The sequence below is a fragment of the Comamonas sp. NLF-1-9 genome, assembly GCF_019195435.1.
GTDB lineage: Bacteria > Pseudomonadota > Gammaproteobacteria > Burkholderiales > Burkholderiaceae_C > Comamonas_C.
In genome coordinates this window covers 1,644,567-1,657,991 of sequence record NZ_CP078069.1, presented here as the reverse complement: position 1 = coordinate 1,657,991, position 13,425 = coordinate 1,644,567, and the positions used below count along the sequence as shown (strand labels likewise).

Annotated in this window: 11 protein-coding genes; 6 read left to right on the top strand and 5 right to left on the bottom strand. The window is 68.6% G+C overall.

Annotated elements, in window-relative coordinates:
* The first annotated feature begins 26 nt into the window (after window positions 1-26).
* From clpA to KUD94_RS07995, 4 genes are all read left to right on the top strand, one after another.
* On the top strand, window positions 27-2,381 hold the full coding sequence (gene clpA, locus KUD94_RS08010) for an ATP-dependent Clp protease ATP-binding subunit ClpA (RefSeq protein WP_218236464.1): 2,355 nt from the start codon (window positions 27-29) through the stop codon (window positions 2,379-2,381).
* A 115-nt stretch (window positions 2,382-2,496) separates the two neighbouring features.
* Entirely contained in the window at window positions 2,497-3,561 is a 1,065-nt protein-coding gene (locus KUD94_RS08005; protein WP_218236462.1) for a tellurite resistance/C4-dicarboxylate transporter family protein, read from the top strand.
* 17 nt (window positions 3,562-3,578) lie between these two features.
* Window positions 3,579-5,225: a hypothetical protein gene (locus KUD94_RS08000; RefSeq protein ID WP_218236460.1), complete on the top strand. Its 1,647-nt coding sequence runs from the start codon at window positions 3,579-3,581 to the stop codon at window positions 5,223-5,225.
* Between the two features lie 82 nt (window positions 5,226-5,307).
* Window positions 5,308-5,766: a hypothetical protein gene (locus KUD94_RS07995; RefSeq protein ID WP_218236458.1), complete on the top strand. Its 459-nt coding sequence runs from the start codon at window positions 5,308-5,310 to the stop codon at window positions 5,764-5,766.
* Between the two features lie 16 nt (window positions 5,767-5,782).
* Here the strand turns inward: KUD94_RS07995 and KUD94_RS07990 are convergent, their stop codons facing one another.
* From KUD94_RS07990 to KUD94_RS07975, 4 genes are all read right to left on the bottom strand, one after another.
* Entirely contained in the window at window positions 5,783-7,096 is a 1,314-nt protein-coding gene (locus KUD94_RS07990; RefSeq protein ID WP_218236457.1) for an O-acetylhomoserine aminocarboxypropyltransferase/cysteine synthase family protein, read from the bottom strand.
* Window positions 7,097-7,153: 57 nt separating this feature from the next.
* Window positions 7,154-7,702, bottom strand: coding sequence for a CoA-binding protein (locus KUD94_RS07985; RefSeq protein WP_218236455.1), 549 nt, complete (start codon window positions 7,700-7,702; stop codon window positions 7,154-7,156).
* Entirely contained in the window at window positions 7,699-8,961 is a 1,263-nt protein-coding gene (locus tag KUD94_RS07980; RefSeq protein WP_255568661.1) for a lytic murein transglycosylase, read from the bottom strand. The genes KUD94_RS07985 and KUD94_RS07980 overlap by 4 nt, the downstream gene beginning before the upstream one ends.
* Window positions 8,962-9,067: 106 nt before the next feature.
* Complete coding sequence (locus KUD94_RS07975; RefSeq protein WP_218236453.1) at window positions 9,068-10,024, bottom strand: NAD-dependent epimerase/dehydratase family protein; 957 nt, start codon at window positions 10,022-10,024, stop codon at window positions 9,068-9,070.
* A 79-nt stretch (window positions 10,025-10,103) separates the two neighbouring features.
* Here KUD94_RS07975 and KUD94_RS07970 point away from each other — a divergent pair, with 79 nt between their 5' ends.
* Window positions 10,104-10,988 (top strand): LysR family transcriptional regulator, encoded by an 885-nt coding sequence (locus tag KUD94_RS07970; RefSeq protein ID WP_218236451.1) that lies wholly within the window; start codon window positions 10,104-10,106, stop codon window positions 10,986-10,988.
* Between the two features lie 26 nt (window positions 10,989-11,014).
* The gene (gene sbcB / locus KUD94_RS07965) at window positions 11,015-12,457 is read left to right on the top strand and encodes an exodeoxyribonuclease I (protein WP_218236450.1); all 1,443 of its coding nucleotides are present in this window, start codon (window positions 11,015-11,017) and stop codon (window positions 12,455-12,457) included.
* Here the strand turns inward: sbcB and KUD94_RS07960 are convergent.
* Window positions 12,418-13,311 carry a hypothetical protein gene (locus KUD94_RS07960; RefSeq protein WP_218236448.1) on the bottom strand — a complete coding sequence of 298 codons (894 nt, stop codon included), beginning with the start codon at window positions 13,309-13,311 and terminating at the stop codon, window positions 12,418-12,420. The two genes, sbcB and KUD94_RS07960, sit on opposite strands and share 40 nt — an antisense overlap.
* Between the last annotated feature and the right edge of the window lie 114 nt (window positions 13,312-13,425).

Below are 13,425 nucleotides of genomic sequence, written 5' to 3'. Positions count from 1 at the left end.
CAACCGCAAGCAAAAGGAGTTCTCACATGATTGCCCAGGAACTGGAAGTCAGCTTGCACATGGCCTTCGTAGAGGCCCGCCAGCAGCGCCACGAGTTCATCACCGTGGAGCACCTGCTGCTGGCCCTGCTGGACAACCCGAGCGCCACCGAGGTGCTCAAGGCCTGCGCGGCCAACATCGACGATCTGCGCTCGGCGCTGGCCGGTTTCATTCGCGACAACACCCCGCAAGTGGCCGGCAGCGACGAGGTGGACACCCAGCCCACGCTCGGCTTTCAGCGCGTGATCCAGCGCGCCATCATGCACGTGCAGTCCACCGGCAACGGCAAGAAGGAAGTCACGGGCGCCAACGTGCTCGTGGCCATCTACGGCGAGAAGGACTCGCACGCGGTGTACTACCTGCACCAGCAGGGCGTGACGCGCCTGGACGTGGTGAACTTCATCGCCCACGGCATCAGGAAGGGCGAGGCGGCCGAGCAGGCGCGCCCCGAAGCCCCGCAAGCCGAAGGCGAAGAGAGCGCCAGCCAGAGCGCGGGCGAGCGCAGCGAGAAGGCTTCGCCGCTCGAGCAATACACGCAAAACCTCAACCAGGCGGCCAAGGACGGGCGCATCGACCCGCTGATCGGGCGCAACTACGAAGTCGAGCGCACGGTGCAAATCCTGTGCCGCCGGCGCAAGAACAACCCGCTGCTGGTCGGTGAGGCCGGCGTGGGCAAGACGGCGATTGCCGAGGGCCTGGCCTGGCGCATAACCCAGGGCGACGTGCCCGAGATCCTCAAGGACTGCACCGTCTACGCGCTGGACATGGGCGCGCTGCTGGCTGGCACCAAGTACCGCGGCGATTTCGAGCAGCGCCTCAAGGGCGTCTTGAAGAACCTCAAGGACAAGCCCAGCGCCATCTTGTTCATCGACGAGATCCACACGCTGATCGGCGCGGGCGCGGCCTCGGGCGGCACGCTGGATGCGTCCAACCTGCTCAAGCCAGCGCTGTCCAGCGGCCAGCTCAAGTGCATAGGCGCGACCACCTACACCGAGTACCGCGGCATCTTTGAAAAGGATGCGGCGCTCTCGCGGCGTTTCCAGAAGGTGGACGTGACCGAGCCGACGGTGGCCGAGACCGTGGAAATCTTGAAGGGCCTCAAGAGCCGCTTCGAGGAGCACCACGCGGTCAAGTACGCCTCGGCCGCGCTGCAGGCGGCGGCCGAGCTCTCGGCCAAGTACATCAACGACCGCCATCTGCCCGACAAGGCGATCGACGTGATCGACGAGGCCGGCGCTGCCCAGCGCATCCTGGTGCCGAGCAAGCGCAAGAAGACCATAGGCAAGAGCGAGATCGAGGAGATCGTCGCCAAGATCGCGCGCATTCCGCCGGCCAACGTGAGCAACGACGACCGCGGCAAGCTGCAGACGCTGGAGCGCGACTTGAAGAGCGTGGTCTTTGGCCAGGACAAGGCGCTGGAGGTGCTCGCTTCCAGCGTGAAGATGGCGCGCTCGGGCCTGGGCAAGGACGACAAGCCGATCGGCGCCTTCCTGTTTTCCGGCCCCACGGGCGTGGGCAAGACCGAGGCGGCGCGCCAGCTGGCCTACATCATGGGCATAGAGCTGATCCGCTTTGACATGTCCGAATACATGGAGCGCCACGCGGTCAGCCGCCTGATCGGCGCGCCCCCGGGCTATGTCGGCTTCGACCAGGGCGGCCTGTTGACCGAGGCCGTGGCCAAGAAGCCGCATTCGGTGCTGCTGCTCGACGAGATCGAGAAGGCGCATCCGGACATCTTCAACGTGCTCTTGCAGGTCATGGACCACGGCACGCTGACGGACAACAACGGGCGCAAGGCCGACTTTCGCAACGTCATCATCGTGATGACGACGAACGCCGGTGCCGAGACCATGAACAAGTCCACGATAGGCTTCACCACGCAGCGCCAGGCGGGCGACGAGATGGCCGACATCAAGCGCCTGTTCACGCCCGAGTTCAGAAACCGCCTGGACGCGATCGTCAGCTTCAAGGCGCTCGACGAGCAGGTCATCCTGCGCGTGGTCGACAAGTTCCTGCTGCAACTGGAGCAGCAGCTCGGCGAGAAAAAAGTGGAGGTCACCTTCACCGACGAGCTGCGCAAACACCTGGCCAAGAAGGGCTTTGATCCGCTGATGGGCGCGCGCCCCATGCAGCGTCTGATCCAGGACACCATACGCAAGGCGCTGGCCGACGAGCTGCTGTTTGGCAAGCTCACCGACGGCGGGCGCGTGACGGTGGACATCGTCCCGGGCAAGGACGACAAGGGCGAGGAGAGCGCCGAAGTCAAGCTCGACATCGAGCCTCTGTCCAAGAAGGAGCGCTCCAAGAGCGCCGAGCACAAGGAGGCGGCCGCGGCGGACTGAGGCGCGCGGCTGAGCGAGAACCCGCCGCTGGCGGGTTTTCTTTTTCCCGGAAATATCAAAGAAAAAAGCCTGTAACGCCCATGGATGTGGCGCTAACAGCTACCATATAAATAGCATGAACACCCTGGCCGCCTGGCGCGCGGCGCTGGCAGAGCTGTCCCCGGCCAACTTTGGCCTGGTGATGGCCACGGGCATCCTCGCGCTTGCGGCCGGGATGCTGGGCCTGCCCTGGGTGGCGCGCGTGCTGCTGGTGCTCAACGTCGCGCAGTACGCGCTGCTGTGGCTGCTGTACCTGCTGCGCGCGCTGATCTGGCCCCGGCGCTGCCTGGGCGATCTGACCGATCACGCGCGTGGTCCGGGCTATTTCACCGTGGTCGCGGCCACGGGCGTGCTGGCATCGCAGGTGCTGGTGCAGGAACAGGCGCGGCAGGCGGGCCTGGCGCTGGGCGTGCTCACGCTGGTGTTGTGGGCGGCTTTCACGTATTCGATCTTCCTGGCCTTCATCATCAAGCGCGACAAGCCGCCGCTGGTGCAAGGCATCAGCGGCTCGTGGCTGCTCGCCGTCGTGGCGACGCAATCGGTGGCGGTGGTGTGCGCGCTGCTTGCGCCCGACGTTGCGCTGCGCTGGCGCGCGACGCTCAACTTTCTCGCGCTCACCTTGTGGCTCTGGGCCGGGGTGCTCTACCTCTGGCTGATGGGGCTGATCTTCTACCGCTTCATGTTCCTGCGCCTGGCGCCCGAGGAGCTCGTGCCTTCGTACTGGATCAACATGGGCGCGCTGGCGATTTCGACGCTGGCCGGAGCATTGCTGATCCACGAGGCGCCGCAAGCGCCGTGGCTGGCGATGCTGCTGCCCTTCGTCAAGGGTGTCACGCTGACGTACTGGGCGGCCGGAAGCTGGTGGATACCGGTGCTGGTGCTGCTGGGTGTCTGGCGCCACGGCGTGCGCCGCTATCCGCTCGTGTACGAGCCGCGCTACTGGGCGCTGGTGTTTCCGCTGGGCATGTACGCGGCATGTACCTGGCAGATGGATCATGCGCTGCAACTGGCGCTGCTGGAGCCGCTGGCGCGGGTTTTCCTCGGTTTTGGCCTGCTGGCCTGGCTGCTGACCTTTGCGGGACTGGTTCGAAGGGTCTTTCGCTTGCTGCCAGGGTTTGGCGTTTATCGTTCCGGTACCTGAATCCCGGAGTTCAAGCGATGACCCCTCGCATGCATGGTTCCCGACCCCGTTTCCCGCGCTGGCTCGGCGCGCTTGTCCTGCCCTTGTGGCTGGTTTCATGCGGAGGCGGTGATGGCGGCGGCGGCGGCGGTGGCGAAGGGCACGATGTCAGCTCGGTCGCCATCCAGGGCCGTGTCAGCTACGACTTCGTGCCGGCCACGATCTCCGCCGGGTTGAACTACGCGAACATCACGTCCCGGCCGGCGCGCGGCGTGCAAGTGGTGGCGGTGGCCGACGACGGGCGGGAGCTGGCCAGCACCCGCGCGGGCGCGGATGGCAGCTTCACGCTGACGGTACCGGTCAAGACCTCGGTGCGCCTGCGTGCCAAGGCGCGCCTGCTGCAGGCGCCGGGCGCGGGCGCGAGCTGGGATTTCAGCGTCCGCGACAACACTTCCGCCGGGTATGCCCAGGGCAACGCCGCGCTGTACACGGTGCAGAGCGAGGCGTTTGACAGCGGCAGCAGCGCCACGCTCGCGCGCGATTTGCATGCGGGCTCGGGATGGACGGGCAGCGGCTATGGGCAGGCGCGCGCGGCCGCACCGTTTGCCATCCTCGACCAGTTCTATTCGGCGATCGAAAAAATCCGCGCCGTCGATCCCGGCGTGGCGTTTCCCGCGATGAATGCCTACTGGAGCATCAACAATCGGCCGGCGAATGGCGATCCGTCGCTGGGCGAGATCACGACCAGCCACTGGCGGTCCGCAGGTGCCACCCCCGGCTTGTACATCCTGGGCAAGGCGGACGTGGACACCGACGAATACGACACCGGCGTCATCGTGCACGAATGGGGGCATTACTTCGAGTCGCGCCTGTCGCGCTCGGACAGCACCGGTGGCCCGCACGGCGGCGGCGAGGTGCTGGACATGCGCCTGGCCTTTGGCGAAGCCTGGGGCAATGCGCTGGCCGGCATGGTGCGCGACGATCCGCTCTACATCGACACCAACGGCCCGCGGCAGGCGCGATCGGGCTTGGCGTTTGACCTGGGTCTTTTCTCCGCCGATGAGCCCGCAGGCTGGTTCAACGAAGCGGCGGTGCAGACCCTGCTCTACAAGACCTACCGTGCGCCTCAGCTCGGTTTTGACGCCATCTACCGCGTGATGACCGGGCCGCAAAAGAGCACGCCGGCCTTCACCAGCCTGTTCACGTTCGCCACCTATCTGCGCGCCGGGGCGGACGCCGACGGGCAGGCAGTGCTCGATGGCCTGCTCGCCGACATCCAGACCGTTCATGGTGCGCCGCTCGACATCTGGGGCACGCACCAGGCCTGGCCACAAAGCCTGGCAAGCGTGCCCGAACACGAAAGCAAGGTGTTGCCGATCTACACCTCGCTCACGCTGGGTGCGCAACCTGCCCGCCTGTGCGCCACCGATGAACTGGGGGTCGAGGGCAACAAGCTGGGCAATCGGCGCTACTACCGTTTTGCGGTCGCCAGCAGTGCGGCGTACAAGCTGGAGTTCACCGAAGGTGATGCAAGCGTCGTCGAGGTGCGCGGCAGCGGCGGGGAGGTGGCGCTGCAAGAGATCGATGACCAGACTGTCGGGCTCAACTTGACTCCAGGCGAGTACGTCATGGCGATCCTGCCCAAGCCGATCAAGAGCTGCTTTTCCGTTCGCGTGTTTCAGTGAGGACCGCACCATGACCCCGTTTCCTACCCTTCGTCGAGTGATTTTTCTGTGTGCTGCTCTGGCGCTGCTGCCCGGATGCGGCGTGGCCGGACCCGCTAGCGCCGACGCGCCGGTGGCCACCACGGCCAAGCCTGGAACCACGCTGGCGGTGCAGGTGCAAGGCCCCAGCGCGTTTGCCAGCGGTGCCAGTGCCCGACTCGTCCTGGACTTCTTGCATGCGCGCCCCGGCGCCAGCCTGACGGTGAGTTATCGCGCCGAGCCCGGCTTGGTGCTCGAGAGCGCCGCCCAGGTCACCTTGAGCGCCGATGCCCAGGGCCGGGCGAGCGACGCGCTGCTGCTGCGCGGGGTGCAGGACGGCAGGCACTACCTGAACGTCTTCGTCGCGCAGCAAGGCGGGGCGCAGCAGGCGGTTTCGATTCCGGTGACGTTCGGCAGTGCACCGCTGCAGAAAAAGGCGAAACCGCCTGCGGAGGGGGCCGAAGTGGTGACGCCGACCGGTGAGTCGCTGGTGATCCTGCCGGCCAGCCCGCCGCGCAACTGACGCCCCGGCGGCTCAGTCAGGCGCAGGCGCGCGCCAGCGCCTGGTCGATGTCCCAGAGGATGTCGTCCACGTCCTCGATGCCGACCGACAGGCGCACCATGTCGGGGCGCACGCCGGCGCGCGCGAGCTCCTCGTCGCTCAGCTGGCGGTGCGTGGTCGAAGCCGGGTGGATCACCAGGGTCTTGGCGTCGCCGATGTTGGCCAGGTGGCTCAGAAACTCGCAGGCATCGATGAACTTCTCGCCCGCCGCCGCGCCGCCCCGGATGCCGAAGGTGAGCAGCCCCGAGGCGCCCGGCGCGCCATCGACTTCGCGAAACTGCTTTTTCGCGAGCGCGTGGCAGGGCGAATCGGGCAGGCCCGGGTAGTTGACCCAAGCGACCTTGGGGTGCTGCTTCAGGTGCTTGGCCACTGCCAGCGCGTTGCGGCAGTGCGCCTGCATGCGCAGGTGCAAAGTCTCTGCGCCTTGCAGCAGCAGCCAGGCGTTCATCGGCGAGAGCACGCCGCCGTAGGTGCGGTTGACCTCCATGCGCGCCTTCATGGTGTAGCCGAAGTCGCCAAAGGTCTCGTAGAACTTCACGCCGTGGTAGGCCCGGCTGGGCTCGGTCATGTCGGGGAACTTGCCGTTGTCCCAGGGGAAGCGCCCGCTTTCGATGAGCACGCCGCCCATGGTCGTGCCGTGGCCGCCGATGTATTTGGTGGCGCTGTGCACCACGATGTCCGCACCCAGATCGAGCGGGTTGCACAGATACGGGCTGGCCACGGTGTTGTCCACGATGAGTGGCACGCCGTGCGCATGCGCCACTTCCGCCACCGCGGCGATGTCCAGCACGTTCACCAGCGGATTGCCCAGGGTTTCGCCAAAGACCACGCGGGTTTCGGCGCGCATGGCGCGCTCGAAATTGGCCGGGTCGGCCGGATCGACGAAGGTGGTCTCTATGCCCAGGCGCTCGAAACCTATGCCCAGCTGCCCGACGCTGCCGCCGTAGAGCGTGCTTGCGGCGACCACGTGGTCGCCGGTCTTGAGCAGGGCAAACAGGGCAGTCATCTGCGCCGCCATGCCGCTGGCGCAAGCCAGCGCCGCGCGGCCGTTTTCCAGGCTGGCCATGCGCTCCTCGAACACCGCCACCGTGGGGTTGGAGATGCGGCTGTAGACGTTGCCGAAAGTGGCCAGGTTGAACAGCCTGCTGGCGTGTTCGGCGTCGTCGAAGACGAAGCTCGTGGTCTGGTGAATCGGCGTGGCGCGCGCGCCGGTCACGGGGTCGGGCTGGGCGCCGGCGTGGATGGCGCGGGTGCCAAAGCCAAAGACATGGTCGCCGTGGGACTTGCTCATTCTTTCAGATGAAAAGTGGCTCAAACGCTTATCTGGCGTGCGCCTGCAGCTATGGTTTCAGTAGGGTAGCTGGCGTGCGCGCCGAGCGGTGATCACCCGGGTGTTCACGCCCGCCCAGCCCAGACCGCCAAACAGGCGCGCATGCTCGATCTTCACGCAGCGGTCTTGCACCACATCGAGGCCTGCGGCGCGCGCCTGCGCGGCCGCCGCTTCATTGATCACGCCCAGTTGCAGCCACAGGCAGGACGCGCCAATCGCAATCGCCGCCTCGGCCAATGGCGGGATGTCCTGGGCGCGGCGAAAGCAGTTGACCATGTCTATCTTGCGCCCTTGCGCGGCCAGCGCCTGCGCGGCCTCGCGCACGCTGGCAAACGCCGGCTGGCCGAGGATGCTGCCGCCCTCCCTGGCCACCAGCGGGTTCACCGGCACGACGTGGTAACCATGCGCCTGCATGTATTGCGCGGCAAAGTGGCTCGGGCGGTGCCACTGCGGCGAGAGGCCGACGACGGCGATGGTGCGGCAGCGCGCGAGGATGGCGCGCAACTGGCTGCTCAGCACGGGCGGGCTGGCGACCGGGTTTGCGGTAGGGCTTGCAGCCGGGCTCATCGCGCAGGGCTTTCGCCGTGTTGCAGCAGGCGCTGCAGCAGCTCCTGCGTCGGGTAGCCGTCGGGCGTCTGGCCGGTGCTGCTCTGGTAGCGGCGCAGGCCCGCGCGCGTGGCCGGGCCGACCACCCCGTCGGGCTCGCCCGCGTCCATGCCCAGGCGGTTGAGCGCCATCTGCAACGCCTCGATCTCGCTGCGCGCCAGCGGCTTGAGCTGGCGCGGCCAGGGCGCAAGCAGCGCGGGGCCGCCGTCGATCTGGCGCGCCAGCAGGCTCACCGCCAGCGCGTAGTTGGTCGAGCTGTTGTAGCGCAGCAGCACGCGGAAATTGTTGCCCACCATCACCGCCGGCCCCAGGCGCCCGGCCGGCGTGAGGATGGAAGCGTCGCGCATCGCGGGCAGCACCTTGCCGTCCATGCTGCGCACGCCCTCGGCGGCCCAGGCGTCGCTGTCCTGGCGCACCGACAGCTCGGTGCGGCTGTAGTCGAAGTTCGGCGGCAGGCGCACTTCCGCGCCCCAGGGTTCGCTCGGGCGCCAGCCCGACTGCGCGAGGAAGTTGGCGGTGGAGGCGAGCACGTCGGGCACGCTGTTCCAGATGTCGCGCTTGCCGTCGCCGTCGGCGTCCACCGCGTACTTCAGATAGACCGAGGGCAGAAACTGCGTGTGGCCCATGGCGCCGGCCCAGGAACCGACCAGCTTGGCTGCGGGGATCTGCCCCTGGTCCACGATGGTGAGCGCCGCCATGAGCTCGCCGCGCGCCCAGTCGCGCCGGCGTCCGTCCCAGGCGAGCGTGGCCAGCGCATCGACGGTGCGAAAGCTGCCGAAGTGCGTGCCGTAGCTGCTCTCTATGCCCCAGATCGCGGTGATGATGCTGGCCGGCACGCCGTAGCGTTCAGCGGCGCTGTCCAGCGCGCCCGCATGCAGCTGGCGCTGCGCCTTGCCCGCGAGGATGCGCTGGGTGGATACCGCGCCGTCAAGATAGGTCCAGATCGGGCGCACGAACTCGGGCTGGGCGCGGTCGAGCTCCAGCACCTGGGGCAGCAGCCGCGCCTTGGCCAGCGTCGCGTCCAGCGTGTCCTGGCGTATGCCGGCCTGGCGTGCCTCCTTGGCAAAACCGGCGAGCCAGGCGCTGAAATCCTCAGCCTGCTCGGCGCTGGCGGCCTCGGCCGTGGCGCTCCAGCCGGTGCTGGCGGCGCCGCCCAGCAGGGCTGCGAGCATCAGCACCAAAGCGGGTGCAAGGCTGCGGTGGCGCGCAAGAGAAGGCATGGATGGAGATTGTGCCCAAGTCCCCAAGCCCCGGGCGCGCGGCTGGCTACCGCTGGCGCCCGCCCATGCGATCCGGCCCTGCCCGCCGGCGATCGGCGCGAGCGGCTCAGGCCGCGGCCAGCTTGCCCGCCGGCGCGAACGAGGCCAGCGTGGCGGCCAGGCCCTCGGCATAGGGCGTGATGCGAAAGTCCGGGTAGCGGGCCATGAACTTGTCGCTGCAGAACACATAGTCTTGCTGGTTCTGGTAGAGCATTTCGCCGACCTCGCGCACCAGGGGGTGCAGTGGGCCGGCCAGGCGCACCAGCGGCGCGGGCAGCACGTGCAGGCGCGGCGCCAGGCCCAGCAGGCGGGCGCTGTCGGCCAGCAGCGCGCGCGGCGTGGGCGCGGGGCTGGCCGTGGGCATGTGCCAGCTCTGCTGCCAGGCGCCCTCGTCCAGCGCCAGCAGCGCCAGCGCGCGGCCCGCGTCCGGCGTGTAGGTGAAGCTGTGGCGCCGGTCCGCGTTGCCCAGCCACACGGCGCTTCGGCCCTGCAACTGGCGCTGCAGGCCGGCCACATACAGCAGGGACAGGCGCGAGTGCGGGCCGTAGAAGTCGGCGCTGCGCGCAATCAGCCAGCGCAGGCCCCGCTGCTCGCCCGCCTGCTGCAGTTGCGCGATCAGCCCCTCGCGCACGCGCCCCTTGCGCGAGGGCGCTGCCAGCGGGTGGTCCTCGCGCATCGGCACGGCCAGCGGCAGCGGGCCGTAGGCGTAGATGTTGTCGAACCAGAGCAGGCGCGCGCCGTGGGTGAGCGCGGCGTCGATCGCGCCCTGCATGATGCGCGGCCAGTCGCGCTCCCAGACCTCGGCACGGTAATCCAGGCCCAGGCACAGGTGCAGGTGGCTGTGGCCGTGCAGCGCGCGGCTGAGCGCTGGCGCGTCCAGCGCATCGAGTTGCAGGTGGCCGGCTTCGCCGCGTGCGCTGCGGCTGGCCAGAGTGACCTCGTGGCCGCGGGCGCGCAGCGTCTGGGCGGCGGCGCGGCCGATCACGCCGTCGCCGAGAATCAGGTGTCGTGTGGGTATGTGCATGTGCCGATCATCGGCCCCGCGCCGCCGGCCGGGAAGCCACGCCATAGAATTGCCATCATTCACCATTGAATGACTGGCCATGCAAAGCAATGCCTTGCAAAACCTGGACTGGCGCCTGCTGCAGGCCTTCCTGGCCGCGGCCGAAGCGGGTTCGCTGGGCCGCGCCGCCGCGCTGCTGGGCGACAGCCAGCCGACGCTGAGCCGGCGCCTGGCGCAACTTGAAGCGCGGCTCGGCCAGGCCTTGTTCGAGCGCACGCCGCGCGGTCTGGTGCCGACGGTGGCCGGACAGGTGCTGCTGGAGCCGGCGCGCGAGATGCGCGCGCAGGTGGCGCGCATGGGCCTGCAGCTCGAGCGCCATGCGCTGGCGCTGGCTGGCACGGTGCGCATCACGGCGAGCGAGATGGTCAGCCAGCACCTGCTGCTGCCGGCGCTGCGCCCGCTGCGCGCACAGCACCCCGAGATCCAGATCGAGCTGGCTCCGGGCGACGAGGTGGCCGACCTGCTGGCGCGCGAAGCCGACATTGCGCTGCGCATGTTCCGGCCGACGCAAAAAGAGCTGATCGCGCGCCGCCTGGCCGATTTGCCGCTGGGCTTGTTCGCACACCGCGACTATCTGGCCGCGCGCGTGCCGGTCGCGCCCGAGACCATGCACCAGCACGCCTGGATAGGCGACGACCGCCACGGCCTGATGGTGCGCGGCTTCGAGCGCGCCGGCTTCAGCGTGGCGCGCGAGTTTTTTGCCATCCGCACCGACCATTCGGCGCTGGCCTGGCAGGCGGTCTGCGAAGGCCTGGGCATAGGCGCCGCGCCGCTGTGCGTGGGCGAGCGCACGCCGCAGGTGCAGCGCGTGCTGCCGGCGCTGGCCATTGCGCCCATGCCCTGCTGGCTGGTGGTGCACCGCGAGCTGCGCGGCACGCCGCGGCTGCGCGCGGTGTTCGACGCGCTGGCGCGCGCCCTGTCCTGAGGCGCGGCTTGGGTATGCTGCGGGGCATGGCCGCACACACCTTTCTCTGGCACGACTACGAAACCTTTGGCACCGACACCCGGCGCGACCGCCCGGCGCAGTTTGCCGCCATCCGCACCGATGCCGAGCTCAATGAAATCGGCGCGCCGCTGATGCTCTACTGCCGCCCGGGCGACGACTATCTGCCCGACCCCGGCGCGAGCCTGGTCACCGGCATCACGCCGCAAGAATGTCTGCAAAAAGGCCTGCCCGAGCACGTCTTTGCCGCGCGCATCGAAGCCGAGCTGGCCCAGAGCGGCACCGTCGGCGTGGGCTACAACAGCATCCGCTTTGACGACGAGATCACGCGCTTCATGTTCTGGCGCAATCTCATCGACCCCTATGCGCGCGAATGGCAGAACGAATGCGGCCGCTGGGACTTGCTGGACGTCGTGCGCATGACGCATGCCTTGCGCCCCGACGGCATCGCCTGGCCCCAGGTGGAGGGCAAGACCAGCTTTCGGCTCGAGCACCTCACCCGCGCCAACGGCATCGCGCACGAAGCGGCGCACGATGCGCTGTCGGACGTGCGCGCGACCATCGCGCTGGCGCGGCTCATCCGCGCGTGCCAGCCCAAGCTGTTCGACTTTGCTCTGTCGCTACGAAAAAAAGAGCGTGTAGCGCAGGAACTGCGCCTGCCGACGACGAAAAACACTGCAAAACCCTTTCTGCACGTTTCGGGCATGTTTGCGGTTCAGCAGGGCTGTCTTGCCGTGATGTGGCCGCTGGCCATGCACCCGACGAACAGGAACGAGCTGCTCGCCTGGGACCTGGCGCACGACCCCTCGCAACTCGCAGGCCTGTCGGCCGAGGACTTGCGCCTGCGCCTGTTCAGCCGCAGCGAAGACCTGCCCGAAGGGCTGGGGCGCCTGCCGCTCAAGAGCGTGCACCTGAACAAGTCGCCCATGGTGGTGGGCAATCTCAAGACCCTCACGCCTGCGCTGGCCGAGCGCTGGGGCCTGGACCTGGCGCTGGCCGAGCGCCACGCGGCCATCGCGCGCGACCTGCCCGACATGAGCGCGATCTGGCCCGCCGTGTACCAGCGCCCGACTGAGCCTGCGCCGGATGTGGATCAGGATTTGTACGGCGGCTTTCTGGGCAACGAAGACCGCCGGCGCCTGGAGCGCCTGCGCCGCCTGCCGCCTGCCGAACTGGCCCAGGCGCGCGCGGGCTTTGACGATGCGCGCCTGGCTGAGCTGCTGTTTCGCTACCGCGCGCGCAATTTCCCCGACACCCTGAGCGACGAGGAGCGCGAGCGCTGGCAGCAGCACCGCATCGCCACGCTGATGGAGGGCGAAGGCGGCGCGCGCACCTTTGACGCGCTGTTCGCCCAGCTCGACACCTTGAGCGAGCAGGCCGACGAGCGCGGCCAGGCGCTGCTGGAGGCGATCTACGACTGGGCTGAGGCGATCGCGCCCGATGTGGCCTGAAGCAGACCGCGAAAGAGCTGCAGCAAGGCCCAGGCCAGGAGCAGCGGCAGCACGATGGTCTGCAGCGCAAACACCACGATCAGCGTGACGAGCTGCTGCACCAGCTGATCGAGTGCGGCGCTGATGCGCTGCAGCTGCGCCTGCGCGGTCTGCACCGGGCTGGCCACGGCGTCGCGCGCGCCGCTGCCCCATTGCTTCAGGCGCTCGAGCAGGCCAGGGCCTTGGGCATCGGGGGCGGGCGACTCGGCGCCGGAGGGCTGCTGCGCCTGCAGCGCGTGCGCGGCGGCGTCGCTGGCGAGCTGGCTTTGTTCGTAGGGCTGGGCCAGAAAGTGCGCAAAAAGCTGCTCGCTGCCCAGAATCGTCACCGGCATCACCAGCCGGGCAAACAGCAGCACGACGAGCAGCCGCGTGAGCCAGGGCGGGCTGTGCCCGCGCAGGCGCGCCGCCAGCCACAGCAGCGCCAGCAGCGTGACCGCGCCCGACACCCAGAGGCTGCCGCCCATGGCGAGCAGCAGCTTTTGCAGGCCGAAGGCCACGCTCGCCCAGAGCATCCAGTCCGCCACCTGGGCCGCCAGGTCATTGATGGGTGCGAGCATCTGCCCTGGCGTCAGCGTCACGCCCATGCCCATGGGCTGCACCGCCAGTTCCGTGCCTTGCACCACCGCAATCACGCCGTGCAGCGTGCGCGCAGTGGCAAAGCTCACCAGCGCGCGCTTGAAGCCCGCGTCCACCGCTTCATCGGCCACGGCATTGAACTGCGGCCACCAGCACAGCGCCACGGCCAGGGCCAGGCCGATCAGTGCCAGCAAACTGCGCGGGCGCCAAAGGGCAGGGCGGCCGAAAGCAAGAGCCATGGTGCATGCTCCACGAGGGGCGGATGAGAGGACGGCGCGCTGTCCTGGCCCCGCAGGGCGGGCCGGCCAGCGGTGCTACCAAGCATATCCTGCCCACCCGGTGCGTGGCTGCCT

Excerpts from the sequence above, each read along its gene's own strand:
- clpA (WP_218236464.1), top strand. The coding sequence starts at position 27 with ATGATTGCCCAGGAACTGGAAGTCAGCTTGCACATGGCCTTCGTAGAG.
- KUD94_RS08005 (WP_218236462.1), top strand. The coding sequence starts at position 2,497 with ATGAACACCCTGGCCGCCTGGCGCGCGGCGCTGGCAGAGCTGTCCCCG.
- KUD94_RS08000 (WP_218236460.1), top strand. The coding sequence starts at position 3,579 with ATGACCCCTCGCATGCATGGTTCCCGACCCCGTTTCCCGCGCTGGCTC.
- KUD94_RS07990 (WP_218236457.1), bottom strand. The coding sequence starts at position 7,096 with ATGAGCAAGTCCCACGGCGACCATGTCTTTGGCTTTGGCACCCGCGCC.
- KUD94_RS07985 (WP_218236455.1), bottom strand. The coding sequence starts at position 7,702 with ATGAGCCCGGCTGCAAGCCCTACCGCAAACCCGGTCGCCAGCCCGCCC.
- KUD94_RS07980 (WP_255568661.1), bottom strand. The coding sequence starts at position 8,961 with ATGCCTTCTCTTGCGCGCCACCGCAGCCTTGCACCCGCTTTGGTGCTG.
- KUD94_RS07975 (WP_218236453.1), bottom strand. The coding sequence starts at position 10,024 with ATGCACATACCCACACGACACCTGATTCTCGGCGACGGCGTGATCGGC.
- KUD94_RS07970 (WP_218236451.1), top strand. The coding sequence starts at position 10,104 with ATGCAAAGCAATGCCTTGCAAAACCTGGACTGGCGCCTGCTGCAGGCC.
- sbcB (WP_218236450.1), top strand. The coding sequence starts at position 11,015 with ATGGCCGCACACACCTTTCTCTGGCACGACTACGAAACCTTTGGCACC.
- KUD94_RS07960 (WP_218236448.1), bottom strand. The coding sequence starts at position 13,311 with ATGGCTCTTGCTTTCGGCCGCCCTGCCCTTTGGCGCCCGCGCAGTTTG.